This is a genomic window from Pseudomonas sp. CFBP 13727 (assembly GCF_014841915.1).
Taxonomy (GTDB): Bacteria; Pseudomonadota; Gammaproteobacteria; order Pseudomonadales; family Pseudomonadaceae; genus Aquipseudomonas; species Aquipseudomonas baltica.
The window spans coordinates 28,412-53,358 of record NZ_JACYUT010000007.1; the positions used below are offsets into that span (position 1 = coordinate 28,412).

20 protein-coding genes and 2 tRNA genes are annotated in these 24,947 nt (G+C 60.8%); 3 read left to right on the forward strand and 19 right to left on the reverse strand.

Annotated features, from left to right (window positions below; translation table 11 throughout):
- Positions 1–18 precede the first annotated feature (18 nt).
- The gene (locus IFT76_RS19760) at positions 19–2,928 is read left to right on the forward strand and encodes a DUF748 domain-containing protein (protein WP_192059932.1); all 2,910 of its coding nucleotides are present in this window, start codon (positions 19–21) and stop codon (positions 2,926–2,928) included.
- The gene (locus IFT76_RS19765; protein WP_122480178.1) at positions 2,925–3,230 is read left to right on the forward strand and encodes a DUF2845 domain-containing protein; all 306 of its coding nucleotides are present in this window, start codon (positions 2,925–2,927) and stop codon (positions 3,228–3,230) included. Before IFT76_RS19760 ends, IFT76_RS19765 begins: the two co-directional genes overlap by 4 nt.
- Positions 3,231–3,328: 98 nt before the next feature.
- Here IFT76_RS19765 and IFT76_RS19770 read toward each other — a convergent pair whose 3' ends face one another.
- The 16 genes from IFT76_RS19770 to rlmE all read right to left on the reverse strand — a co-directional run bounded on the left by IFT76_RS19770 (position 3,329) and on the right by rlmE (position 19,404).
- Entirely contained in the window at positions 3,329–3,679 is a 351-nt protein-coding gene (locus IFT76_RS19770) for a BON domain-containing protein (RefSeq protein ID WP_192059934.1), read from the reverse strand.
- 318 nt (positions 3,680–3,997) lie between these two features.
- Entirely contained in the window at positions 3,998–6,103 is a 2,106-nt protein-coding gene (gene pnp / locus IFT76_RS19775; protein WP_122714828.1) for a polyribonucleotide nucleotidyltransferase, read from the reverse strand.
- A 251-nt stretch (positions 6,104–6,354) separates the two neighbouring features.
- Positions 6,355–6,624, reverse strand: coding sequence for a 30S ribosomal protein S15 (rpsO, locus tag IFT76_RS19780; RefSeq protein ID WP_043190760.1), 270 nt, complete (start codon positions 6,622–6,624; stop codon positions 6,355–6,357).
- Between the two features lie 143 nt (positions 6,625–6,767).
- Positions 6,768–7,685 carry a tRNA pseudouridine(55) synthase TruB gene (gene truB / locus IFT76_RS19785; RefSeq protein ID WP_122480181.1) on the reverse strand — a complete coding sequence of 306 codons (918 nt, stop codon included), beginning with the start codon at positions 7,683–7,685 and terminating at the stop codon, positions 6,768–6,770.
- A 5-nt stretch (positions 7,686–7,690) separates the two neighbouring features.
- Complete coding sequence (gene rbfA, locus IFT76_RS19790) at positions 7,691–8,092, reverse strand: 30S ribosome-binding factor RbfA (protein WP_122480182.1); 402 nt, start codon at positions 8,090–8,092, stop codon at positions 7,691–7,693.
- Positions 8,093–8,203: 111 nt separating this feature from the next.
- A complete protein-coding gene (gene infB, locus IFT76_RS19795; RefSeq protein WP_122480183.1) occupies positions 8,204–10,723 on the reverse strand; it encodes a translation initiation factor IF-2 in 2,520 nt (839 codons plus the stop codon).
- 26 nt (positions 10,724–10,749) lie between these two features.
- Positions 10,750–12,231, reverse strand: a complete 1,482-nt coding sequence (gene nusA / locus IFT76_RS19800) for a transcription termination factor NusA (RefSeq protein WP_122480184.1) — start codon at positions 12,229–12,231, stop codon at positions 10,750–10,752.
- 59 nt (positions 12,232–12,290) lie between these two features.
- Positions 12,291–12,749, reverse strand: coding sequence for a ribosome maturation factor RimP (gene rimP / locus IFT76_RS19805; RefSeq protein ID WP_163007671.1), 459 nt, complete (start codon positions 12,747–12,749; stop codon positions 12,291–12,293).
- A gap of 131 nt (positions 12,750–12,880) precedes the next feature.
- Positions 12,881–12,957 (reverse strand) — tRNA-Met (locus IFT76_RS19810).
- A gap of 96 nt (positions 12,958–13,053) precedes the next feature.
- Positions 13,054–13,139: transfer RNA gene (locus IFT76_RS19815), tRNA-Leu, on the reverse strand.
- Between the two features lie 54 nt (positions 13,140–13,193).
- Complete coding sequence (gene secG / locus IFT76_RS19820) at positions 13,194–13,580, reverse strand: preprotein translocase subunit SecG (RefSeq protein WP_122480186.1); 387 nt, start codon at positions 13,578–13,580, stop codon at positions 13,194–13,196.
- 4 nt (positions 13,581–13,584) lie between these two features.
- Positions 13,585–14,340: a triose-phosphate isomerase gene (gene tpiA, locus IFT76_RS19825; protein WP_122480187.1), complete on the reverse strand. Its 756-nt coding sequence runs from the start codon at positions 14,338–14,340 to the stop codon at positions 13,585–13,587.
- 66 nt (positions 14,341–14,406) lie between these two features.
- Positions 14,407–15,747 (reverse strand): phosphoglucosamine mutase, encoded by a 1,341-nt coding sequence (gene glmM / locus IFT76_RS19830; protein ID WP_122480188.1) that lies wholly within the window; start codon positions 15,745–15,747, stop codon positions 14,407–14,409.
- A 16-nt stretch (positions 15,748–15,763) separates the two neighbouring features.
- A complete protein-coding gene (gene folP / locus IFT76_RS19835) occupies positions 15,764–16,615 on the reverse strand; it encodes a dihydropteroate synthase (RefSeq protein ID WP_122480189.1) in 852 nt (283 codons plus the stop codon).
- Positions 16,616–16,651: 36 nt separating this feature from the next.
- Positions 16,652–18,562 (reverse strand): ATP-dependent zinc metalloprotease FtsH, encoded by a 1,911-nt coding sequence (gene ftsH, locus IFT76_RS19840; protein ID WP_185795388.1) that lies wholly within the window; start codon positions 18,560–18,562, stop codon positions 16,652–16,654.
- A 197-nt stretch (positions 18,563–18,759) separates the two neighbouring features.
- Positions 18,760–19,404 (reverse strand): 23S rRNA (uridine(2552)-2'-O)-methyltransferase RlmE, encoded by a 645-nt coding sequence (rlmE, locus tag IFT76_RS19845; protein ID WP_122480191.1) that lies wholly within the window; start codon positions 19,402–19,404, stop codon positions 18,760–18,762.
- 100 nt (positions 19,405–19,504) lie between these two features.
- Here rlmE and IFT76_RS19850 point away from each other — a divergent pair, with 100 nt between their 5' ends.
- Positions 19,505–19,813, forward strand: a complete 309-nt coding sequence (locus IFT76_RS19850; RefSeq protein ID WP_049858703.1) for a YhbY family RNA-binding protein — start codon at positions 19,505–19,507, stop codon at positions 19,811–19,813.
- A 139-nt stretch (positions 19,814–19,952) separates the two neighbouring features.
- On the opposite strand, the gene greA is transcribed toward IFT76_RS19850, so the two are convergent.
- From greA to carA, 3 genes are all read right to left on the reverse strand, one after another.
- A complete protein-coding gene (gene greA, locus IFT76_RS19855; RefSeq protein ID WP_122480192.1) occupies positions 19,953–20,429 on the reverse strand; it encodes a transcription elongation factor GreA in 477 nt (158 codons plus the stop codon).
- Complete coding sequence (gene carB / locus IFT76_RS19860) at positions 20,426–23,647, reverse strand: carbamoyl-phosphate synthase large subunit (protein ID WP_122714823.1); 3,222 nt, start codon at positions 23,645–23,647, stop codon at positions 20,426–20,428. The genes greA and carB overlap by 4 nt, the downstream gene beginning before the upstream one ends.
- Before the next feature lie 125 nt (positions 23,648–23,772).
- Positions 23,773–24,909, reverse strand: a complete 1,137-nt coding sequence (carA, locus tag IFT76_RS19865; protein WP_192059937.1) for a glutamine-hydrolyzing carbamoyl-phosphate synthase small subunit — start codon at positions 24,907–24,909, stop codon at positions 23,773–23,775.
- Positions 24,910–24,947: the final 38 nt, after the last annotated feature.

Consider the following 24,947-nt stretch of genomic DNA (forward strand, 5'->3'; position numbering starts at 1 on the left):
TCAGATGGCCTCTTTTCCATGTCCAAAGGATTGAAACGCACCGCCGCCACCCTTGTGGCGCTGGTAGCGCTGTACGCTCTGCTCGGCTTCCTGATCCTGCCTGGCATCGCCCTGCGGGTTGCCAATCAGCAGCTGGCAGACTATTCCACTGTTCCTGCTCAGCTGCAGCGCCTGGAATTCAATCCGTTCAGCCTCGAGCTGACCCTGTGGGGACTGAAGATCGGTGAGCCCGGCGCGGAGCAGATCGGTTTCGAGCGGTTGTACGCCAATCTGCAATTGGACAGCCTGTGGACCGGCGCGCTGCATCTGGTTGCGGTGGAGCTGGAAAAGCCTCGCACCGAAGTGCTGTTCGACAAGACCGGCAAGCTCAACTTGAGCGGCTTGTTCAAGCTTCCCGCCAGCGACCCTGCTGCGCAGGACGCACCGTCCGAACCTTTCGCGTTGCGCATCGGCAGTATCAAACTGGTTGACGGCTATCTGCATTTCAAGGACTTGCGTCCCAGCCAGCCGATCGAGTTTCTCTACGACTCGATGAATCTGGAGCTGCAGAACCTTAGTACGCTGCCGGACGACCACGCCGATATGACCCTGGTGGCCAACAGCCCTCAAGGCGGTCGTATCGACTGGCGCGGGCGAATTGGTCTGAGCCCGGTGTCTTCCCAGGGCTCGCTGAAGGTGACCGATGCACAGATGAGCGTCTGGTGGCCGTACGTGCGTGACAGCGTGCCCCTGGTGCTGGAAAAGGGCGTACTTTCCCTCAGTGCCGACTACAACCTGAACCTGGCCAAGCAGACCGAGCTCACCTTGGACAAGGTAGCCCTCACCGTTGCGCCCTTCGCGATCACTGCCCCCGATGGTCGCCCCCTAGCGCGGCTCGAGCGCCTGGAGGTCAGCGACACATCGGTCGATCTGGTCAAGCAGTTGGTCAGGGTCGGCCAGATACGCAGTCGCGGCCTGGAAACCTGGGCCGCCCGCGAAGCGGATGGGCAGCTCGATTGGCAAAAGCTGTTCGCCAGCCCGACGACGGCGCAGGTGCAGGCACAGACGCCAGCACCCAGCAAGCCGCCAGCCGCGCCAGCCAAGCCTTGGCAGGTTCTGCTCAAGGATGTCCAGCTGCGTGACTACCGCGTGCATCTGGCAGACCGCGTGCCGACCGACAATGTAGCGGTGGAGCTTGGCCCCCTCAACCTGGATCTGCGTGACTTCGACAGCCTCAACGGCGCTCCCTTCACGCTCAAGCTGGACACCGGGCTGGGCAAGCAAGGTCACTTGCAAGCCAGCGGCGAGGTCAGCCTGGCCCCGGTTGGCGCACGCCTGAAGGTCAGCACCCAGGACATCGACCTGCGTGTCGCGCAGGCCTACATCAGCCCGCTGATTCGCCTGGAGCTGCGCAGCGGCATGCTCGACAGCGATCTCGCTGTGCAACTGACCAGTACTGAACCCCTGACGATGACGGTGTCCGGCCGCGCCGAAATCGATCAGCTGCACACGCTCGATACGCTCAAGGAGCGCGATTTCGTCAAATGGCAGCACCTGACTCTCGACGGTCTCGACTATCGCCACGGCGATCGTCTGCAGATCGAGCGGGTGCAGCTGCAACAGCCTTACGCACGCTTCATGATCAACGAAGACCGTACCACCAATATCGACGACCTGCTGATTCCGCAGCCGGCGCAGCCCGCCAACCCGGCCAACGCGGGGAAACCCGCAGGTGCCGAAAAACCTCTCGGTATTCGCATCGGCGCCGTGGACATCGACAATGGCTCGGCCAACTTTGCCGACTTCAGCCTCACCCCGAACTTTGCCACGGCCGTTCAGCAACTCAACGGGCGCATAGGTACGATCGACAACCGTCAGGCCAAGCCCGCACGCATCGACATCCAGGGCAAGGTCGACCGCTATGCGCCGGTGACCATCGCTGGTGCGCTGAATCCGTTCGACCCGATGGCCAGCCTGGACATCACGACCAGCTTCAAACGCGTGGAGCTGACCACCCTGACGCCCTATTCGGGCAAGTTCGCCGGGTATCGCATCCGCAAGGGCCGCCTGAACCTCGACTTGCACTACCTGATCACCAAAGGCCAGCTCAAGGCAGAGAACAAGCTGCTGGTGGAACAGCTGCAACTGGGCGACAAGGTCGACAGCCCGGATGCGGTCGATCTGCCGCTGCGCCTGGCCATCGCGCTGCTCAAGGATTCCCAAGGCAGGATCGCCATCGAACTGCCGGTGAGCGGAGATCTGAACAGCCCGCAGTTCAGCGTCATGCCGATCGTCTGGCAGACCCTGCGCAACCTGATGGTTCGTGCCGCTCAGGCGCCGTTCAAGTTCATCGGTGGGCTGGTCAATGGCGGCGGCTCGGAAGACCTGAGCACCGTGTCGTTCCGCCCAGGTTCGGACGAATTGAGCCCAGAGGCCCAGGCGGCCCTGGTGAAGCTGGCGGCGGCCTTGAAGGAGCGCCCGACCCTGCGCCTGGAAATCGAAGGCACCAGCGCCCAGGCCAGCGACGGCCCGCTCATTGCGCAGCAACGCCTGGAGCGCGAATACCAAAGCACCTACTATAAAATGGCCCAGCGCCGTGGCGACAAAGTCCCCGCCACCGCAGCCGAGATGCAAGTGCCTGACGACGACAAGCCGGCGATGCTCGAAGCCATCTACCGTACCCGGCTCAAAGGTCAGCCACCGGTGGAATGGCAACAGCTAGAAAGCAAGGTCCGCACCGACAAGCTACGTGAAGCGGTGCTCAAGTCCTGGGCTTCGAACAATGCATTGCTGCGTCAGCTTGGGCAGGCCCGTGCAGGCAGCATCAAGGACTTTCTGGTCGACAAGGGCCAGTTGGCGGACGAGCGTGTGTACTTCATCGATGCAGCCCTGGGCCAGGCCGAAAAAGATGGGCGCATCATCACCCCCCTGCATCTGGATGCCGAATGAACAAATTGACTTGGATGACCTGCGTGCCATTGCTGCTGGCGCTGTGCAACACAGCCAGCGCTGCCTCGACGATGCGCTGTGGCAACACCCTGGTGTCGCTGAACGATCGCACGGTTCAGGTAGAGCAGAAGTGTGGTGCGCCTGCCAGCAAGGCGCAGACAGGCTACGAACGCTCGGGGCCGATCAATCGACGCGTCGAACTGCCGATAGAAGAGTGGGTGTATGGACCTTCCAATGGCATGAGCCAATACCTGAAGTTCGTCGGCAGCAAACTGGTGCAGATCGAAAGCAGCCGCAACTGACGCATTATTCGAGCGCATGAACAACGCCCATAAAAAAAGCCCCGTCGCATGGCGCCGGGGCTCTCAGTGGCCACGTCCCTGTGGCCTTCGCATGAAACTTACTCGGCTTTCAGGCCATCGGCGGAAACTGCTTTCACGCCTTTGATTGCCTTGGTGATACGCACGGCAGTAGCTTTCTGAGCATCGGTCACAGCAACGGTCGACGACAGGGATACCACGCCTTTGTTGGTTTCTACCTTGATGTCGGTGCCTGGAATGCCTTTCTCGGTGACCAGATCGGATTTGACCTTGGTGGTGATCCAAGTGTCGGAGGTTGCTTCTTTGGCGTGAGTCACTTCACCAGCAGCAACAACCATTGGAGCTTGGGTGGACTGTTGAGCGAAAGCAGCGTTGGCCATGGTCAAGGTCAGCGCGGTAGCAGCAGCGGCAGCAATAGCGAACTTCTTCATACGAGTCACTCCTGTTTTTTAAAAGGTCTGCAGACGTTTAATGTCTTGGCTGCAGGTGACAAGAATATTGCAGACCTCATGCCAACCCGATCGAGCTAATAAAATCCTTAATAATCAATGATTTAGGTTTCTTTCTGAAAACCATGTTCGTGCAACTTGCACGCCTGTGGGTAATTTTGCGTGCAAGTTGCAAGCTCGCAAAAGTTCCCTTGCGCTTACCGTGTCTTGACCGAGTAGCGGCGTCAAATAGCAGGCCACCTCCAGACTCTAGACGAAAAAAAAGAGCCCCGCAGGGCTCCTTTTCTCAAGCCAGCGGGTTTACGCGCCCGAAGCCTTTGCAGCAGCAACGTCCTTGATGGACAGCTTGATACGGCCGCGGTTATCCACGTCCAGTACCAGTACTTCCACTTCTTCGCCTTCCTTAAGGATGTCGGTCACTTTCTCGACGCGCGCATCGCTGAGCATCGAGATGTGAACCAGACCGTCCTTGCCAGGCAGGATGTTGACGAAGGCACCGAAGTCAACGATGCGCTCGACCTTGCCCAGATAGATCTTGCCGATCTCGGCTTCTGCGGTGATACCCAGAACGCGCTGACGTGCTGCTTCAGCCGCTTCCTTGGATTCGCCGAAGATCTTGATCGAGCCGTCGTCTTCGATGTCGATCGAAGCCTTGGTTTCCTCGCAGATGGCGCGAATGGTAGCGCCACCCTTGCCGATCACGTCGCGGATCTTGTCGGTGTCGATCTTCATCGCGATCATGGTCGGCGCGTTTTCCGACAGCTCGGTACGCGAAGTGCCGATGATCTGGTTCATCTGACCGAGGATGTTCAGGCGCGCTTCCAGCGCCTGGCCCAGGGCGATTTCCATGATCTCTTCGGTGATACCGTTGATCTTGATGTCCATCTGCAGCGCGGTAACGCCCTTGGCGGTACCGGCTACCTTGAAGTCCATGTCGCCGAGGTGGTCTTCGTCACCGAGGATGTCGGTGAGGATGGCGAACTTGTCGCCTTCCTTGACCAGGCCCATGGCGATACCGGCAACCGGCGCCTTCATCGGCACACCGGCGTCCATCAGTGCCAGGGAAGCACCGCAGACCGACGCCATGGAGCTGGAACCGTTGGACTCGGTGATTTCCGATACCACGCGGATGGTGTACGGGAACACGTCGGCGGCCGGCAGCATGGCCTGTACCGAACGACGGGCCAGACGGCCGTGGCCGATTTCACGACGACCCGCGCCGCCCATGCGACCACACTCGCCCACCGAGAACGGAGGGAAGTTGTAGTGCAGCATGAAGGGGTCTTTCTTCTCGCCTTCCAGGGTGTCCAGCAACTGAGCGTCGCGGGCAGTGCCCAGAGTCGCCACGACCAGCGCCTGGGTTTCACCGCGGGTGAACAGGGCCGAACCGTGGGTTTTCGGCAGAACACCGACTTCGATGTTCAGCGGGCGCACGGTCTTGGTGTCGCGACCGTCGATACGCGGCTTGCCGTTGACGATGTTTTCACGAACGGTGCGGTATTCGATCTCGCCGAAGATTTCCTTCACTTCGGCTGCGGTCGGCTTGCCTTCTTCGCCGGAGAACTTGGCGATCACCTGGTCACGCAACTCGCCCAACTTCGCGTAGCGATCGGCCTTGACGGTGATGGTGTAGGCCTGGGAAACGGCATCGCCGAATTCGCCACGGATCGCGCCCAGCAGCTCGGTGTTCCAGGCTTTCGGGGTCCAGCTCCAGGTAGGCTTGGCGGCTTCTGCAGCCAGCTCGCCGACGGCCTTGATGACCGACTGGAACTCATCGTGGGCAAACAGCACGGCGCCCAACATCTGGTCTTCGGTCAGCTCTTTGGCTTCGGATTCAACCATCAGCACGGCGTCTTTGGTACCGGCCACGACCATGTCCAGGCTCGAAGCCTGCTGCTGCTCGTAGGTCGGGTTCAGCAGGTAGCCAGTGCTCTCGTGGAAGGCCACACGCGCAGCGCCGATCGGGCCGTCGAACGGAATGCCGGAAATGGCCAGGGCCGCCGAGGTACCGATCATCGCAGCGATGTCTGGATCGGTTTTCTTGCTGGTGGAAACGACGGTGCAGACGACCTGCACTTCGTTCATGAAGCCTTCGGGGAACAGCGGACGGATCGGGCGATCGATCAAACGCGAGGTCAGGGTTTCTTTCTCGGAAGGACGGCCTTCACGCTTGAAGAAACCACCGGGAATCTTGCCGGCAGCGTAGGTCTTTTCCTGGTAGTGCACGGACAGCGGGAAAAAGCCTTTGCCTGGATCGGCTTGCTTGGCACCTACCACGGTCACCAGTACGGTCACGTCGTTATCGACGGTGACCAGCACGGCGCCGGAGGCTTGACGGGCAATACGGCCCGTTTCGAGGGTTACGGTCGATTGACCGAATTGAAACGTCTTGATTACCGGGTTCACGGTTTCCTACCTTCTGTTGGCTCTTGGGGGAACTGGTTTCTTGCGAAATTCTTGGGCAGAGCGGGGAATCGGCCCCGTTGACCGTCCAGATACAACTTGAGGCTGGAAACCTGCCCGCCCCCGCGGAAAACCCGCTGGGGTACGACAGACAACCAACCTCAGGATTGCGCGTGGCGCCCTCGCAGGCCCGGGCTTGAGCCCAGGCCTGCGAACATGGCAAACCACGCTTGTCACCGCGTGTCGAGCCGCTATTAGCGACGCAGACCCAGACGACCGATCAGGGCGCTGTAACGGGTGACGTCCTTGCCCTTCAGGTAATCCAGCAGCTTGCGGCGCTGGTTGACCATACGGATCAGGCCACGACGCGAGTGGTGGTCCTTGCCGTTGGCCTTGAAGTGACCCTGCAGCTTGTTGATGTTGTGCGTCAGCAGTGCAACCTGCACTTCTGGCGAACCGGTATCACCAACGGCTTGCTGGTAGTCGGCAACGATTTGAGCTTTGTCTTCAACGCTAAGAGCCATGAGGCATCTCCACTATCAAGGGCACTGCATGCAGTGTCCAACAGGCCAGGGCAAAACCCTGTTTTCATGAGAAGAGGCGCGACCGTGCCTGTTGACAGCCGTCCTCGACCAGCCGCCACGAATACCGTGACGACCGGGATCGGTCATTCCGACCGAATCAAGCGACGTGGCGCAATGCGCCCGTCTTCGCTCACTTCACCGATTCCGATGAAGCGACCATTGTGATCCTGTACCCGCACCATGCCGAACTTGGGAGCTTCGGGAGCCCTCACCGGCTGGCCGTGGAGCCAGTAAAACGCGCTGTGCTCCGAAAACTGCAGCAGCGGCCAATCCTGCAGGCCGCTGTCCGATGGCAGCAGGAACCTGTCCACTGCCTCGTTGCCGCCTTCGGCATGCACGGCTTCGAGCTCTTCGAGCGTGACCGTCTGCGCCAGGCTGAACGGGCCCGCTTGCGTGCGACGCAGTTCTGCAACGTACGCACCACACCCCAACGCCTCGCCGATGTCTTCGACCAGGGTCCGAATGTAGGTGCCTTTGCTGCAGTCCACGGCGAACCTTGCAGTGGTCTGCTCGCAGCCAAGCAATTGCAGCCGCGCAATAGTAACAGAACGCGGCTCGCGCTCCACTACTTCACCGGCACGCGCCAGCTTGTACAATGGCTGCCCATCGCGCTTGAGCGCCGAGTACATCGGCGGTATCTGGCTGATCTGGCCACGGAAACGAGGCAATACCGCCTCGATGTCGGAGTGACCGACGGTCACCTCGCGGGTCTGCAGAACCTCGCCCTCGGCATCGGCCGTGGTCGTGGTCTTGCCCAGTTGTGCCAGGGTCTCGTAGCCTTTGTCGGATTCGAGCAGGTACTGGGAAAACTTGGTCGCCTCGCCGAAACACAGCGGCAGCACACCGGTGGCCAATGGGTCGAGACTGCCGGTATGACCGGCCTTCTCGGCATTGAGCAGCCAGCGCACTTTCTGCAGCGCGGCGTTGGAAGTGAACCCCAGTGGCTTGTCCAGCAGGATGATGCCACTGACATTGCGACGGATACGCTTGACCTGAGCCACCGGGATTACTCCTTGGTCTCTTTGGCCGACTCGTCCGCGTGATGCTGGCTGTCCTCGGCCACGGCACGCTCGATCAACGCCGACAGATGAGCGCCACGGCTCACGCTTTCGTCGTAGTGGAAGTGCAACTGCGGCACGCTGCGCAGCTTCATTTCCTTGGCCAACTGCATGCGCAGGAAACCGGCGGCCGAGTTCAACACCTTGATGCTCTGGGCGATGTCGGCAGCGCTGTCCTGGCCCATGACGGTGATGAAGATCTTGGCATGACCGACATCGCGGCTGACTTCGACCGCTGTGATGGTGACCAGGCCAACGCGTGGATCCTTGACCTCGCGACGGATCAGTTGCGCCAGCTCGCGCTGCATCTGATCGCCGATACGCTGGGTACGGCTGTATTCTTTTGCCATGTTTCATTACCTGTAACTAGAGCGGCAAACGCCCGATCAGGCTGGGCCGGATCGGGCGTTGCGTTTAGAACCGGCCCGGCGCTGGCCGGACAGGTTCCTGGAGGTCGCAGCTTAGAGAGTACGAGCCACTTGGACTTTCTCGAAGACTTCGATCTTGTCACCGACCTTGACGTCGTTGTAGCTCTTGACGCCGATACCGCATTCCATGCCGGCACGCACTTCGGACGCATCGTCCTTGAAGCGACGCAGCGATTCCAGCTCGCCTTCGAAGATCACGATGTCTTCGCGCAGTACACGGATCGGACGGTTGCGGAAGACCACACCCTCGATGACCATGCAGCCGGCGATCGCACCGAACTTCGGCGAACGGAACACGTCACGCACTTCGGCGATACCCAGGATGTTCTCGCGAACATCGCTGCCCAGCATACCGGTCAGGGCTTTCTTGACGTCTTCGATGATGTCGTAGATCACGTTGTAGTAACGCATATCCAGACCTTCCTGCTCGACGATCTTGCGCGCGCCGGCATCGGCCCGCACGTTGAAGCCGAACAGTACCGCTGTCGAAGCCAGCGCCAGGTTGGCATCGGATTCGGTGATACCACCGACGCCGCCACCGACCACACGCACTTGCACTTCGTCGTTGCCCAAGCCATTCAAGGCACCCTGCAACGCTTCCAGCGATCCACGGACGTCGGATTTGAGGACGATGTTGAGCGTCTTCTTCTCTTCCTGACCCATGTTTTCGAAGATGTTTTCCAGCTTGCCGGCGTGAGCACGGGCCAGCTTGACTTCGCGGAACTTGCCTTGACGGAACAGAGCCACTTCACGGGCTTTCTTCTCGTCGGCAACCACGCTCATCTCGTCGCCCGCATCCGGGGTACCGTCAAGGCCGAGGATCTCGACCGGGATGGCCGGACCGGCTTCCTTGATCGGCTTGCCGTTCTCGTCGAGCATGGCACGTACACGGCCGTAGTTCGAACCGACCAGCACCATGTCGCCCTGACGCAGCGTACCGTCCTGAACCAGCACGGTGGCCACCGGGCCACGGCCCTTGTCCAGGCGCGATTCGACGACCACACCGCGGCCAGGAGCCGATGGCGTTGCGGTCAGTTCCAGTACTTCAGCCTGCAGCAACACGGCTTCGAGCAATTCGTCGACGCCAGTACCCTGCTTGGCCGAAACCGGTACGAACGGGGTGTCGCCGCCCCACTCTTCCGAAGTCACACCGTGAACCGACAGCTCGCTGCGGATACGGTCCAGGTCGGCGCCCGGCTTGTCGATCTTGTTCACTGCAACCACCAGTGGCACGCCAGCGGCTTTCGCATGCTGAACGGCTTCGATGGTTTGTGGCATCACACCGTCGTCCGCCGCGACCACCAGGATCACGATGTCCGTCGCCTTGGCACCACGGGCACGCATCGCGGTAAACGCGGCGTGGCCCGGGGTGTCGAGGAAGGTGACCATGCCGCGTTCGGTTTCGACGTGGTAGGCACCGATGTGCTGAGTGATACCGCCGGCTTCGCCCGCAGCAACCTTGGCACGACGAATGTAGTCGAGCAGCGAGGTCTTGCCGTGGTCGACGTGGCCCATGACGGTCACGACCGGTGCACGAGCGAACGCTTCACCCTCGAACTTCAGCGATTCGGCCAGGGAATCTTCCAGGGCGGTGTCGCTGACCAGAGTCACCTTGTGACCCAGCTCCTCGGCAACCAACTGGGCAGTTTCCTGATCCAGCACCTGGTTGATGGTGGCTGGCGTGCCCAGCTTGAACATGAACTTGATGATCTCGGCAGCCTTGACCGACATCTGTGCGGCCAGATCGCCAACAGAGATGGTCTCGCCAATTTTCACGTCACGCACCAGCGGGCCGGTAGGGCTCTGGAAACCGTGAGCGTTGCGCTTCTTCAGCTTGCCCTTGCCACGACCGCCACGACGGAAGCCATCGCTCTCTTCGTCGGTGGTACGCGGTGCGGCACGCGGCGTCGGAGCCTTTTCCTTGACGGTGGCACGGTGAGGCTGGTTCTTGCGCTCGCCATCACTGTTGCCACTGCCGCTGCGACGGTCGTCGTTGCGCGGCTTGTCGGGACGACGAGGCTCTTCCTTCTTGCGCTCAGGAGCCGGTGCAGGTGCCGGGGCGACCGCAGCCACATCGACGCTTGGCGCCGAAGGAGCTTGGGTTGCGGCGGCAGGGGCGTCGGCCTGAGCGGTGCTGCCAGGCTGCTTGCGCGTTTCTTCGTCGGTACGCGAACGCGTGTCCTGCTCGACCTTCTGGCGGGCAGCATCATTCGCTGCGCGACGCTCGTCGAGCTCGCGCTTCTGCTCGGCCTGGATCTCTTCCGGGCTGCGCTGAACGAATACCTTCTTCTTGCGTACTTCTACGCTGATGCTCTTGCTACCGGCCACACGCAGGGTGCTTTGGGTCTTGCGCTGCAAGGTAATCTTGCGCGGTTCTTCCGCTTTCGCCTTGTGGCTGCTTTTCAAATGAGCCAGCAGAGCCTGCTTCTCATTGTCGGTCACAACTTGTCCGGCGTCGGTGTGCGGCAGACCTGCCTCACGCATCTGCTGAAGCAGGCGCTCTACCGGTGCGGCGACCTCTTGGGCCAATTCTTTCACCGTGACTTGCGTCATGCACTTCTCTCCTCAGGCCGCGCCAATTACTCGAACCAATGGGCTCGGGCGGCCATGATCAACTTGCCGGCACGATCTTGGTCAATGCCGTCGATGTCGAGCAGGTCGTCAATCGACTGCTCGGCCAGGTCTTCGCGGGTAACTACGCCGCGCACCGCCAGTTCCATCGCCAAATCCTTGTCCATACCCTCAAGCGAGAGCAGGTCTTCGGCCGGATGGGCGTCTGCCAGCTTTTCCTCTGTAGCGATGGCTTTGGTCAACAAACGATCCTTGGCCCGAGCGCGAAGCTCGTTGACGATGTCTTCGTCAAAGCCGTCGATGTTGAGCATCTCTTCCAACGGTACGTAGGCAATTTCTTCCAGGCTTGTGAAGCCTTCGTCGACCAGTACCTGGGCCAGCTCTTCATCGACTTCCAGCTCGTCGATGAAGTTGCGCAGGATGTCACCGGTTTCCGCTTGCTGCTTGGCCTGAATGTCCGACTCGGTCATCACGTTCAGTGTCCAGCCAGTCAACTGGCTGGCCAGACGCACGTTCTGCCCGCCACGGCCAATTGCCTGGGCCAGGTTGTCGGCACCCACGGCGATGTCCATGGCATGGGCGTCTTCGTCGACGATGATGGCCGCGACTTCCGCCGGGGACATGGCATTGATGACGAACTGTGCCGGGTTATCGTCCCAGAGGACGATGTCGACGCGCTCGCCGCCCAACTCGCCGGACACAGCCTGCACACGCGAACCGCGCATGCCGATACAGGCACCTTGCGGGTCGATGCGCTTGTCCTTGGAGCGAACGGCGATCTTGGCGCGCGAACCCGGATCACGGGATGCGGCCATGACTTCAATGAGGCCTTCAGCGATTTCCGGCACCTCGATGCGGAAAAGCTCGATGAGCATTTCCGGCGCGGTACGCGAAAGGATCAGTTGAGGACCCCGGTTTTCGGTACGAATTTCCTTGAGCAGCGCGCGCAGGCGCACACCGACACGGAAGGTTTCGCGCGAAATGATATCTTCCCGAGCCAGCAAGGCCTCGGCGTTGTTGCCCAGATCGACGATGACGTTGTCGCGGGTCACCTTCTTGACCGTGCCAGAGATGATCTCGCCCAGTCGTTCACGGTAAGCATCCACCACCTGGGCGCGCTCGGCCTCGCGAACTTTCTGCACGATCACCTGCTTGGCGGTCTGGGCAGCGATGCGACCGAACTCGATGGAGTCGATCTTCTCTTCGATGACATCACCCACCTTGGCTTCGGGGTGTGTCAGTACAACCTTGCTCGGCCAGGTTTCGATGGCCGGATCGTCCAGGTCGTCTTCTTCGACGACCGTCCAGCGACGGAAGGTTTCGTAGGAGCCGGTGTGGCGATTGATTTCCACACGAAGATCCACTTCGTCTTCGAAGCGTTTCTTGGTCGCGGTCGCCAGAGCAATCTCCAGCGCTTCGAATATTACGCCTGCCGGTACACCCTTTTCATTGGATACCGACTCAACAACCAGCAGTACTTCTTTGCTCATCGTACGCCTCGCCTTTCGCAAGCCATTGGATCCGCGGGACCCGCAGTATCTGGCACGTCTCAGTCAAAACTGGGAATGATATTGGCCTTGTCGATCGAATCGATCGGCAGCAGGAATTCGTGTTCGTCTACTCGAATCACGACATCCTGGTCCTCCACACCATGGAGAAGGCCCTGAAAGTTGCGTCGTCCTTCGAAAGGGGCGCGCAGCTTTATCTTTACTTGTGCTCCGGCGTACGCGGCAAACTGTTCGATGTTGAACAGCGGGCGTTCCATGCCTGGAGAAGAAACTTCAAGGGTGTATTCGACGGTGATTGGATCTTCAACGTCCAGTACACCACTGAGCTGGCGGCTGACAATGGCGCAATCGTCCACCAGCACTCCGCCCTCTTTATCGATATAGACACGCAAAAGTGAATGGCGGCCTTGAGCCGAAAACTCAATACCCCAGCATTCATAGCCAAGGGCCACGACCACCGGGGCCAACAAGGCCTGCAACTGTTCTAGCTTGCTCGACACCTGAACCCCCTCGTGCATGCTGTGCAAATAAAAAATGGGCGAAGCGCCCATCCCGGATACGCCGTTGAATACCGGCGCTAAGAACTGTCCAGCTAACAAAAAGCCCCTTTGAAAAGGGGCTTTGCTAAAACTGGTTGCGGGAGCTGGATTTGAACCAACGACCTTCGGGTTATGAGCCCGACGAGCTACCAGACTGCTCCATCCCGCGACAAAGCTGGGGCGAAAGTATACGACCGAACCCGTTTTGGGTCAATCCAAGCTTCCACCGACAAGAAAGCCCGCAACAGCGGGCTCTCCTGATAATTGGTACCGAGAAGGGGACTCGAACCCCTACACCCTATGGGCACAACCACCTCAAGGTTGCGTGTCTACCAATTCCACCACCTCGGCAATACAACGTGTGAAACCCTTACCGCTTTTGTAACCCTGACACTCTTGCGAGTATCACTTTTGCCCTTGAGCCTGAGGAACGTCGGTAGCAGGAGCTACGTCGGTCTTTTGCTCTTGGAGCACCGGAACATCATCTGCTGCCGGCTTCTGCCTAGGTGCTTCGATGACCGCTGGATCTGGCAGACCTACTTGAGTCAGCTGTTGAGCTTTCTCTTTAGCAAAGTAACCTAAACCCAAGCTGGTTATGAAGAAACAGGCGGCAAGTATAGCAGTAAACTTACTAAGAAAGGTAGAGGAACCTTGGCTTCCGAAGACAGTATTTGATGCACCTGCCCCGAATGACGCGCCAGCGTCCGCACCTTTACCCTGCTGCAGCAAAACCAGAGCGACAACGCTCAGTGCACCCAACAGATGAAGAACGACTACGACTGTTTCCAGCATTTTCTCAGTTTCCCGCGGCGCGACAGATCGCACCGAAATCATCTGCATTCAGGGAAGCACCACCAATGAGGCCCCCATCGATATCCGGCATGCCGAACAGTTCGGCCGCATTGGCCGCTTTGACGCTACCGCCGTACAACAGCCGCACAGCTTGTGCGACCTTGGCATCTTCTGCCGTCAACTGAGCCCGGATGGCGGCGTGCACATCCTGAGCCTGTTGCGGCGTGGCAGTCAGCCCGGTGCCAATGGCCCAGACCGGCTCGTAGGCAATCACCGCATGGGTGAAAGCTTCGATACCCAAGGCTGCAATGACGCTGCCCAGCTGACGACCTACAATTTCCAAAGTCTGACCGGCTTCGCGCTCTTCAAGGGTTTCCCCCATGCAAAGCACTGGCGTCAGGCCGGCCGCTTGCGCGGCGCGGAATTTCTCGATCAGTTGCTGCTCGCCTTCGCCGATGACCTGGCGACGCTCGGAGTGACCGATCAGAACCAGCGAACAACCGGCATCAACCAATTGGCTCGAGGCGGTTTCGCCAGTCAATGCACCTTGCTCGGCCTGAACCGCGCAGTTCTGCGCACCGACAGCGATATGGCTGCCCTGCAGACCCTCGACCACACGGTCGACGAACAACAGGGGCGGGAACACCGCAACCTCGACAGAGTCGGGCAAGGACTGTTCGGACAGACCCTTGATCAGCTCGGCGACGCTGGCGCGGGTACCGTGCATTTTCCAGTTACCAGCTACCATGGGGCGACGCATGCTGTACCTCGTCGATCAAAGTGGGCGCAGATGTTACCCAACGCAACGTTCACTGGCAAGCCGTATTCAGGCGCAAACTTCACTCACCAGCCTGGCAAGCTCATCGGCGTAGCCACGCACGACTTTTTCGTCGTCGCCTTCGACCATTACCCGCACCAGCGGCTCGGTTCCGGACTTGCGCAACAGCACGCGCCCGCGACCACCCATGGCCTCGGTCACCCGCGCGCAGGCTTCCTTGACCGAGGGGTGCTCGACCGGATTGACGTCGCCGCCGGCAAAGCGCACGTTGACCAATACCTGAGGGCACTTGCGCAGCCCCTGACGGGCATGTGCGAGGGTTTCGTCACGGCGCTTGAGGGCCAGCAGCACCTGCAGCGCAGCGATGATCGCATCGCCCGTGGTGGTGTGATGGCAGCAGACGATGTGGCCCGAATTCTCGCCACCCAATTGCCAGTCACGCTCCTTGAGCTCGGCCATCACGTAGCGGTCGCCGACGCTGGCGCGAACGAACGGGATGGACAGGTCCTGGAAGGCCAGTTCCAGGCCCAGGTTGCTCATCAGGGTACCGACCACGCCGCCGTGCAGCTTGCCGCGCTCGTGGAGATCGCGGGCGATGATGAACAGCAAGTCGTCGCCATCGACGATGGCGCCCGTATGGTCGACCATCAATACGCGGTCACCGTCCCCGTCGAAGGCGATGCCCAGGTCGGCATGGCCTATCAGCACGGCAGCCTGCAACGCTTCCATGTGGGTCGAGCCGCAATTGTCGTTGATGTTCAGGCCATCGGGCGCGGCAGACAGCACGGTGACCTGCGCACCCAGCTCGCGAAAGACATTGGGTGCGACCTTGTAGGTGGCGCCATGGGCACAATCGATCACCAGCTTGAGGCCGGCGAAGTCGGTGGTGGTGGGCACGCTGCTCTTGCAGAACTCGATGTAGCGGCCAGCGGCGTCGTTGATGCGCGAAACTTTGCCCAGCTTGCTGGACTCGGCCACCGTCATCGGCGCATCCATGAGCTCTTCGATCATCGACTCGACTTCGTCGGGCAGCTTGGTGCCCTGGCCGGAGAAGAACTTGATGCCGTTGTCATCGTGCGGATTGTGCGATGCACTGATGACGATGCCGGCCTCGGCATGGAACGTACGCGTCAGGTAGGCAATGGCGGGCGTGGGCATCGGGCCGAGCAACAGGACGTCGGCGCCGGCCGCGGACAGGCCGGCCTCCAGCGCCGATTCGAACATGTAGCCAGAGATCCGCGTGTCCTTGCCGACCAGCACGCGGCACGCGCCCATCTTGCGGAACGCCATACCGGCCGCCCAGCCCAGCTTGAGCATGAAATCAGGGGTAATGGGGTACTCGCCGACACGACCACGAATGCCGTCGGTGCCAAAATATTTCCTGCTCATAAGTACTCCGTAATTCTTATTCGGCCGCTTCAACGGCGGCGATCATCCGAACGACATCAATCGTTTCGGCCACATCGTGGACGCGCAAGATCTTCGCACCCTTGGTCATCGCCAAGGCCGCCAGGGCCAAGCTGCCATTGAGGCGCTCGGCCACTGGCTTGTTCAGGGCCAACCCGACCATGCTCTTGCGCGAAACACCTACCAGCAAGGGCCGCCCAAGCGCATGCAGGGCCTGCATATGCTTGAACAGGCTGAGGTTGTGCGCATGCGACTTGGCGAAACCGAAGCCTGGGTCGAGCAGTATACGCTCTGCAGGGATGCCGACCGAAGCACAGGCGTGCATGCGCTCGGACAGAAAGCCCGCCACCTCGCCCAGCAGGTCGTCGTAGTGGGGATGGTCCTGCATGGTGCCGGGCTCGCCCACCATGTGCATCAGACACACCGGAAGGCCGGTGGCCGCAGCAGCGTCCAATGCGCCGTCGCGGCGCAACGCGCGCACGTCGTTGATCAAACCGGCGCCGAGTCGTGCACTTTCGCGCATGACTGCCGGCGTGGAGGTGTCCACCGAAATGATCACATCAAGTTCGCGGTTGATCGCCTCCACCAGAGGGGCTACACGCTCAAGCTCTTCCACTGCAGACACCGCTCGAGCGCCGGGGCGTGTCGATTCGCCACCGATGTCGATCAGGGTTGCGCCGGCATCGACCATCGCCTGCGCATGGCGCAAGGCCAGATCGCGCTGGTTGAAGCGGCCACCGTCGGAAAAGGAGTCGGGAGTGATATTGAGAATGCCCATGACATGCGTCTGGGCCAGATCGAGAACTCGGTTGCCGCAAGGCAACCGAGTGGGGTATTGCGAAGGGGTCATGTCAAACCTTAGGTATCTAGCGTTGAGGCGTCTGTATCAGACCTCGGCCGCTGGCCCACCGATGGGTGTTTCAGGACGTGGATCCGGGGCGATGGTAGTGCCCGACGAACCCGAACCACCGCCGGACCAATCGCGAGGCTCACGTGGCGTGCGGCCTGCCATGATGTCGTCGATCTGATCGGCATCGATCGTCTCGTACTTCATCAGCGCGTCCGCCATTGCATCCAGCTTGTCACGGTTGTCCGTGAGGATCTGCCTGGCCGTGCCGTAGCACTGGTCGATGATGCTGCGCACTTCGGAGTCGATCACCTTGGCAGTCTCGCCCGACACTGCTGCCGCACCACCGCCGCCGCCACGACCCAGGTAACCCTGGTCTTCGTCTTCCGCATAGAGCAGCGGCCCGAGCTTCTCGGACAGGCCCCACTTGGTGACCATGTTCCGAGCGATCTGGCTGGCACGCATGATGTCGTTGGACGCACCGGTGGTAACGCCATCGAAGCCCAGCGTCATTTCCTCGGCAATGCGCCCCCCGTACAGCGAGCAGATCTGACTGATCAGGGCGCGCTTGGAGAGGCTGTAGCGATCTTCTTCAGGCAAGAACATGGTCACACCCAGCGCGCGACCGCGCGGGATGATCGAGACCTTGTAGACCGGGTCGTGCTCGGGCACGACGCGACCGACGATGGCATGGCCCGCTTCATGGTAAGCCGTGTTCTGCTTCTCTTTCTCGGACATGACCATGTTTTTGCGCTCGGCGCCCATCATGATCTTGTCCTTGGCGAGCTCGAATTCCTTCATCTCGACAAGGCGCTTGCCATTGCGGGCAGCGAACAGCGACGCTTCGTTGACCAGGTTGGCCAGATCGGCACCGGAGAAACCCGGTGTACCGCGAGCGATGACCGCAGGGTTCACGTCGTCGCCCAAGGGCGCTTTCTTCATGTGAACCTTGAGGATCTGCTCGCGACCGCGGATATCCGGCAGGCCCACCACGACCTGACGGTCGAAACGGCCAGGGCGCAGCAGCGCAGCGTCGAGCACGTCCGGACGGTTGGTCGCGGCAATGACGATGATGCCGTCATTCATTTCGAAGCCGTCCATTTCGACCAGCAACTGGTTGAGCGTCTGCTCGCGCTCGTCGTGACCACCGCCCATGCCGCCGCCACGATGGCGACCCACGGCATCGATTTCGTCGATGAAGATGATGCAAGGCGCGTGCTTCTTCGCCTGTTCGAACATGTCACGTACACGGCTCGCACCGACACCGACGAACATCTCGACGAAGTCCGAACCGGAAATGGTGAAGAACGGTACCTTGGCTTCGCCGGCAATGGCCTTGGCCAGCAGCGTCTTACCCGTACCGGGCGGGCCGACCATCAGCACGCCGCGGGGAATGCGACCGCCCAGGCGCTGGAACTTGCCTGGATCGCGCAGGAACTCGACCAGCTCGCCGACTTCCTCCTTCGCTTCGTCGCAACCGGCCACGTCGGCCAGGGTGGTCTTGACCTGGTCTTCGGAGAGCAGGCGCGCCTTGCTCTTGCCGAAGCTCATCGGGCCGCCCTTGCCGCCCGCCCCGCCCTGCATCTGGCGCATGAAGAACATGAACACCGCGATGATCACCAGGATCGGGAAGCTGGCCACCAGAAGCTGGGTCCAGATGCTTTGCTGTTCAGGCTGCTTGCCCTCGACCACGACCTTGTTGTCCACCAGGTCGCCGATCAGACCGTTGTCCTGAATGGCGGGCCGGATGGTCTTGAAGGCATCGCCATCGGTACGCTTGCCGGTGATGACATAGCCATCCACGGCAACGCGCTCGACCTTGCCGTCCTTCACCTGCTGGATGAAGTCGGAATAGTTGAGGGTCTGCGGCTCATTGGGGCTGGAGAAGTTGTTCATGACCGTCACCAGGACGGCGGCGATGATCAACCACAGGATCAGATTCTTTGCCATATCGTTCAATTCGCTACCCTCTGAAGCCTGCTACCCGCAACCCGCGCAGGCGTGCTTCGCATGATGTTCACCGGCCAAACTTACTACATTGCCTACGGCTCCGCAGGCGGCGTCTGTAACCTTTTGTGAAACTTTGACTGCGTAATCTTCGTTTATGCTCAGCATGCCGCGCCATTTAATAAAAGCTATCGACAGCCTCAGACCTCATGGTCCGGCTTTTCCGCACCCTTGAAACCACGGCCCAGCAAGTACTGCTCGCGTGAGCGGTCACGGGACGAGGAAGGCTTGCGCATCTGCACCTTCTCGAACATCTGCCGAACGGTCTTGTGATACACGTCGAAGCCTTCACCCTGGAAGACCTTGATCAGGAAATCACCGCCCGGGCGCAGAACCCGGCTGGCCAGGTCAAGCGCCAGCTCGCAGAGGAACATTGCACGCGGCATGTCGACTGCGGCCAGTCCACTCATATTGGGGGCCATATCGGAAATCACAAGGTCGACCTGCGAATTACCGACGGCCTCGAGGATCTGCGCCAGCACTGCATCCTCGGTAAAGTCGCCCTGAATGAAGGTGACATCGGGGATGCTGTCCATTTCCAGGATATCGGACGCGATGAGTCGGCCCTGGCCACCAATCAGACGACTGGTCACCTGGGACCATCCGCCAGGCGCGGCGCCCAGGTCGATGACACTCATGCCGGGGCGGATCAGGCGGTCGCGCTCCTGTATTTCCAGCAGCTTGTAGCTTGCACGCGAACGATACCCGTCTTTCTGCGCCATCTTGACGTAGGGATCGTTGAAGTGTTCTTTCAGCCAATTGAGGCTTGTCTTGGAACGGGCCACGGGGCACCTCGAATAACAGGTCGTGATTAACTGGGCGGAGCCGAGGGCGCTCGGGTAAACTGGCCGCCGCTTTTTACAAGATCAGATGAAGGGTCAGATTATGCCGCTCACTCAAGAGCAGAAGAAACAGTACAAATCGATTGGTCACCATTTGAAGCCGGTTTTGATGGTTGCCGACAATGGTTTGACTGAAGGTGTTTTAGCAGAATTCGAACGCGCCTTGAGCGATCACGAGCTGATCAAGATCAAACTCAACATCCTCGACCGCGAACAGCGCCTGCAAGCCGTTGCCGAATTGTGCAAGGTCGGCCGTGCCGATCTGGTCCAGGTCATCGGCAAGATGGCCCTGGTTTACCGCAAGAACCCGCAAGTGAACAAGCAACTGTCGAACGTGCATCGCTTTCGCTGATGCCCGGGCCGACCCTCGAGGTCGCGCCCTGCGCGCCGCCGAGGGGCCCGGCTGCCCTACCAACACCAGGCTAACGCCCAACAGCTGGTAGCACCACAGCTGCCAGATGGCGGCGCTCACGCGCCGCCACGGCAGTCGATCAAACGTGGGCGACTTCGACGATCTCGTACTCGATCACGCCGCCGGGGGTTTTCACCGTGACCACGTCGCCTTCTTCCTTGGCGATGAGGGCACGTGCGATGGGCGAGCCATGGGACAGCTTGCCACCCTTGATATCGGCTTCGTCCTCACCGACGATCTTGTACTTCACGCGCTCGTCGGTTTCGACATTGGCGATTTCCACGGTCGTGCCGAAAATCACCTTGCCGGTTTTCGGAATCGTGGTGACGTCGATCACCACGGCGTTCTGCAAACGCCCCTCGATGTCACGGATACGCGCCTCGACCATGCCCTGCTCTTCGCGGGCCGCATGGTATTCGGCGTTTTCCTTGAGGTCGCCCAGCTCGCGCGCCTCACCGATGGCCTGGCTCAGGCGCGGACGCTCGACCTTGCTGAGTTTTTCGTGTTCTTCCTCCAGGGCACGATGGCCCTGGACGGTCATTGGGTACTTGATCATGCGTTGAGTCCTGCGTGGAGATCCTGCAAACGGCGCACGGTCTTTTCAGGACCGAACTTGAGCGCTTCACAGATCGCTTCGCCAGCGGCAATGGTCGTGGTGCAGTAGATCTTGTGCTGCAAGGCGTTGCGACGGATCGAGTAAGAATCGGCGATCGACTGACGGCCTTCGGTGGTGTTGATGATCAAGGTGACTTCGTCGTTCTTGATCATGTCGACCACGTGCGGGCGACCTTCGGTCACCTTGTTGACGCGACGTACCTTCAAACCGGCTGCTTCGATGACGCGTGCGGTGCCTGCGGTGGCGACCACTTCGAAGCCCAATGCGATCAGGTCGCGGGCCACGCCAGCCACCAGCGGCTTGTCGTCGTCACGCACACTGATGAAGGCCGTGCCGCCGGTCGGCAGCACTTCGCTGGCGCCCATCTGCGCCTTGGCGAAGGCTTCGCCGAAGGTGTCGCCGACACCCATCACTTCACCCGTGGATTTCATTTCCGGGCCAAGGATCGGGTCGACGCCAGGGAACTTGGCGAACGGGAACACCGCTTCCTTGACACTGTAGAAGTTGGGAATGATTTCCTTGGTGAAGCCGATTTCCTTCAGGGTCTTGCCGGCCATGACGCGCGCGGCAATCATCGCCAGCGAAGTGCCGATGCACTTGGACACGAACGGTACGGTACGCGAAGCACGCGGGTTGACTTCGATCACGTAGATCTTGTCGCCCTGCAGCGCCAGCTGCACGTTCATCAAGCCGATGACACCCAGTTCCAGGGCCATCTTCTTGACCTGCTCGCGCACTTCGTCCTGCACGTGGGCCGGCAGCGAGTACGGCGGCAGCGAGCAGGCCGAGTCACCGGAGTGAACACCGGCCTGCTCGATGTGCTGCATGATCGCGCCGATGACCACGTCGGTGCCGTCGCACACCGCATCCACGTCCATCTCGATGGCGCAGTTGAGGAAGTGGTCGAGCAGTACCGGGCTGTCGTTGGACACCTGTACGGCTTCACGCAGGTAGCGCTTGAGCTCGTCGAGTTCGTAGACGATCTCCATGGCGCGGCCGCCCAGCACGTACGACGGGCGCACGACCAGTGGGTAACCGATCACGCCAGCGGCGCGAATGGCTTCTTCTTCGCTGCGCACGGTCGCGTTCGGCGGCTGCAGCAGGTTCAGGCGCTGGACCATCTGCTGGAAACGCTCGCGGTCTTCGGCGCGGTCGATGGAATCAGGGCTGGTGCCGATGATCGGCACGCCGGCCTCTTCCAGGGCGCGGGCCAGTTTCAGCGGGGTCTGGCCGCCGTACTGGACGATGACGCCCTTGGGCTTCTCGACGCGCACGATTTCCAGCACGTCTTCGAGCGTCAATGGCTCGAAGTACAGGCGATCGGAGGTGTCGTAGTCGGTGGACACGGTTTCCGGGTTGCAGTTGACCATGATGGTCTCGTACCCGTCGGCGCGCAGGGCCAGGGCTGCGTGAACGCAGCAGTAGTCGAACTCGATGCCTTGGCCGATACGGTTCGGGCCACCGCCCAGGATCATGATCTTGTCGCGGTCGGTCGGGTTGGCCTCGCACTCTTCCTCGTACGTGGAGTACAGGTAGGCGGTGTCGGTGGCGAACTCGGCGGCGCAGGTGTCGACGCGCTTGTAGACCGGGAACACATCCAGCTTGTGGCGGTGACGACGCAGATTCTTGTCGGTGATGCCCAGCAGCTTGGCCAGGCGCTGGTCGGAGAAACCCTTGCGTTTGAGGCGGAACATCAAGGCCTTGTCGATATCGGCCAGACCCAGGGTCTTGACCTTCTCTTCTTCCTTGATCAGGTCTTCCATCTGCACCAGGAACCAGCGGTCGATCATGGTCAGGGCGAAAATGTCGTCCACGCTCATGCCGGCGCGCATGGCATCGGCGACGTACCAGATGCGCTCGGCGCCCGGCACGGTCAGTTCGCGCTTGAGGATGCCGTTGGCTTCGGGGCTGCTCAGGTCGACTTTAGGGTCCAGGCCACTGACGCCCACTTCCAGGCCGCGCAGGGCTTTCTGCAGGGATTCCTGGAAAGTCCGGCCGATGGCCATGACTTCACCCACGGATTTCATCTGGGTGGTCAGGCGCGCGTCGGCTTTCGGGAATTTCTCGAAGGCAAAGCGTGGCAGCTTGGTGACGACGTAGTCGATGGACGGCTCGAACGACGCCGGGGTCTTGCCGCCGGTGATGTCGTTCTGCAGTTCGTCGAGGGTGTAGCCGACGGCCAGCTTGGCCGCGACCTTGGCGATCGGGAAGCCGGTGGCCTTGGAAGCCAGTGCCGAGGAACGCGACACGCGCGGGTTCATCTCGATCACGACCATGCGGCCGGTGTCCGGGCAGATACCGAACTGTACGTTGGAACCGCCGGTTTCCACGCCGATCTCGCGCAGCACTGCCAGCGAGGCGTTGCGCAGGATCTGGTATTCCTTGTCGGTCAAGGTCTGCGCCGGTGCGACGGTGATCGAGTCACCGGTGTGCACGCCCATCGGGTCGAAGTTCTCGATGGAACAGACGATGATGCAGTTGTCCTTTTTGTCGCGGACCACTTCCATCTCGTACTCTTTCCAACCGATCAGCGATTCGTCGATCAGCAGTTCCTTGGTCGGCGACAGGTCCAGGCCACGGGCGCAGATCTCTTCGAACTCTTCACGGTTGTAGGCGATGCCGCCGCCGGTACCGCCCATGGTGAACGATGGACGAATGATGCACGGGAAGCCAAGCTTCTCCAGCACGGCATTGGCTTCTTCCATGCTGTGGGCGATACCCGAGCGCGGGCAGGCCAGGCCGATGGACTTCATGGCCTTGTCGAAACGCGAACGGTCTTCGGCCTTGTCGATGGTGTCGGCATTGGCACCGATCATTTCCACGCCGAACTTGGCCAGAACGCCTTCGCGCTCCAGGTCCAGGGCGCAGTTCAGGGCAGTCTGGCCACCCATGGTCGGTAACACGGCGTCCGGACGCTCTTTCTCGATGATCTTGGCCACGGTCTGCCACTTGATCGGTTCGATGTAGGTGGCGTCGGCCATGTCCGGGTCGGTCATGATGGTGGCCGGGTTGGAGTTGACCAGAATGACGCGGTAACCCTCTTCGCGCAGGGCCTTGCAGGCCTGGGCGCCGGAGTAGTCGAATTCGCAGGCCTGGCCGATGACGATCGGGCCGGCGCCAAGAATCAGGATGCTTTTCAAGTCTGTACGTTTTGGCATGGTTCTCACTCAATTGCGCAGTTCAGCCGGCTGCCCGCCTGAACTTTATTGGGCGGCGCCCTGGCGGCCTGTCCGTCTTCGACGGGGCCAGCCGGGGCGCGCGTTACACACGGGTCCGACAGTGATCAGCGGCGCTTGGCCATCGATTCGATGAAGCGGTCGAACAGCGGCGAGACGTCGTTCGGACCGGGGCTGGCTTCAGGGTGACCCTGGAAGCTGAACGCGGCCTTGTCGGTCAGCTCGATACCCTGCAGGGTGCCGTCGAACAGCGATTTGTGGATGGCGCGGACATTGCTCGGCAACGTCGCTTCATCTACCGCGAAGCCGTGGTTCTGGCTGGTGATCATCACCACGCCGCTGTCGACATCCTGCACCGGGTGGTTGGCACCGTGGTGACCATGACCCATCTTGACGGTCTTGGCGCCGGCGGCCAAAGCCAGCAACTGGTGGCCCAGGCAGATGCCGAAGACCGGAATCTCGGTCTGCAGCACTTCCTTGATCGCCTGGATAGCGTAGTCGCAGGGCTCTGGATCGCCAGGGCCGTTGGACAGGAAGACGCCATCGGGGTTGAGCGCCAGCACGTCGGCGGCCGGGGTTTGCGCAGGTACCACGGTGAGGTGGCAGCCGCGCTCGACCAGCATGCGCAGGATGTTGACCTTGACGCCGTAGTCGTAGGCGACCACATGGTAAGGCAGCTCGCTGTTGGGCCTATCGGGGTGGCTGTCGGATTTCAGCTCCCAGACACTGGAGCGCCACTGGTAGGTGTCCTTGGTGCTGACTTCCTTGGCCAGGTCCATGCCCTTGAGGCCGGGGAAGGCGCGCGCGGCGGCGATGGCGGCCTCTTCGCTGATGTCGTCACCGGCCATGATGCAGCCGTTCTGCGCGCCTTTCTCTCGCAGGATGCGGGTCAGGCGGCGAGTGTCGATGCCGGCGATGGCAACCACGTTGTTGGCTTTCAGGTAGTCGTCCAGGGCCATGGTGTTACGCCAGTTGCTGGCCACCAATGGCAGGTCGCGGATCACCAGGCCTGCGGCCCAGACGCGATCGGACTCGGCATCTTCCGGGGTGGTGCCGGTGTTGCCGATGTGGGGGTAGGTCAGGGTGACGATTTGCTGGGCATAGGAAGGATCGGTAAGGATTTCCTGATAGCCGGTCATGGCGGTGTTGAACACCACCTCTCCAACGGTTTGCCCGTCGGCTCCAATGGCTTCGCCGCGAAAGATGCTGCCATCGGCAAGGGCGAGTATGGCTGGCTTAGTCAAGAAGACCTCCCGTAAATAAAGCCTGAAAGGGCGATCGC